This window comes from Bradyrhizobium sp. PRIMUS42, from assembly GCF_023006515.1.
Taxonomy (GTDB): domain Bacteria; phylum Pseudomonadota; class Alphaproteobacteria; order Rhizobiales; family Xanthobacteraceae; genus Bradyrhizobium.
Genome location: NZ_JALBGZ010001185.1, coordinates 1 through 1,189, shown reverse-complemented (window position 1 = coordinate 1,189; position 1,189 = coordinate 1). Strand labels below are relative to the sequence as shown.

The following is a 1,189-nucleotide window of genomic DNA, read 5'->3' as shown; positions in this document are numbered from 1 at the left end:
CTGCAAGGCATTCGCGCGATCGGCGTCGACACCATCGCGGCCGAGATCGGCATCTCCAAACGCACGCTCTACAACCACTTCCCCTCCAAGGACGCGCTGATCGCAGCTTATGATCGGCCTGCTGCTGCTGCTCGGCGCCTTCGCCGCGACCTGGGTGCGCGAGGGGCGGTGAGGCGCATCAGTCTTGATTGCAACGAGGCGCTTCGCGCCGACCTCTCCCACACGCGGGAGAGGTGGACCACCCCGCGGCTGCACGATTCAACCTAGCCCCATCCGGCTTTAGTTGCCCGGAGGACACATCGAGCCAGCCGCCTGAACGGCAGCCCCGACCGGCCGTTGACATCCGACGACCGATCGGGCGATGTTATATTATAACATCGCGACGCCGCAGGGATCGGCGTCTCGCGATGCGGGGTGGCGTTTTCAGATGAAGTGGTTCCGGTCGAATATCAGGCACGGCGCCCGGCTCGCGTTGTTCGCGATGCTGGTGCAGTTCGCTTTGACATTCGGCCACAGCCATTGGTTCGCCCAGGCCGCTCCCCTTGCTCAATCCTCGCTGCAGCAGACCGACGGCACCAAGGACAGCGCCAAGGGCGTTGCTGCGATCGACCTCGCAGCGGTCCAGAAGCAATCGCCCTCAGGCCCTGATCGTGAGCATCCGGGCGAGGACAATTGCGCCATCTGCGCCGTCGTCGCGATGGCGGCCGCCGTCGTATCGGCAACGCCGCCGGTGCTGCTGTTGCCGCAGGCCATCGAGCTGCTCCACCGCACCACAGATGCCGAATTCATCCATCTGAAATCGGCCGGCACGGCATTCCAGCCCCGCGCCCCTCCCGCGTCCTGACCTCCAACGTTTGATCACGCCCAGCCTCGCCGCGCATCGGCGAATGCCTGGGAGAAGTTGAAGTCGAATTCCGTCGCGCCGCGACGGCAGGCCGCCTCCCATCGACAAACAACATGCGGACGGCCTGGCTGGAATCAGGATCATGTCATTTCAATTGCGACGCGCGCAGCGTCTTGGCGGAGCAAGCCTGCTCCTGCTCGGCGCTGCCGCCACGCCCGCTTTCGCCCAAACGCCTGTGCAAGACAAATCGTCGACCGAGATCCCCGCCGTCACCGTGACGGCGCCGAGCCCGATCATGCGCAGAGCGGTGGTGCCGTCCCGCAACGCAGGCCGTGGCACGCGGAC

Annotated in this window: 2 protein-coding genes and 1 pseudogene; all 3 read left to right on the top strand. The window is 65.5% G+C overall.

Annotated features, from left to right (window positions below; all coding sequences use genetic code 11):
• Positions 1–111 (top strand): annotated as a pseudogene (locus MOV75_RS38855) (TetR/AcrR family transcriptional regulator); the annotation flags it as partial.
• Positions 112–427: 316 nt separating this feature from the next.
• The gene (locus MOV75_RS38850) at positions 428–844 is read left to right on the top strand and encodes a DUF2946 family protein (RefSeq protein ID WP_246931382.1); all 417 of its coding nucleotides are present in this window, start codon (positions 428–430) and stop codon (positions 842–844) included.
• A 142-nt stretch (positions 845–986) separates the two neighbouring features.
• The coding region (locus tag MOV75_RS38845; protein WP_247008129.1) for a hypothetical protein at positions 987–1,189 on the top strand (203 nt) is incomplete at its 3' end.

Bases quoted from the DNA above. Each gene is read 5' to 3' on its own strand.
- MOV75_RS38850 (WP_246931382.1), top strand. From the start codon at position 428: ATGAAGTGGTTCCGGTCGAATATCAGGCACGGCGCCCGGCTCGCGTTG.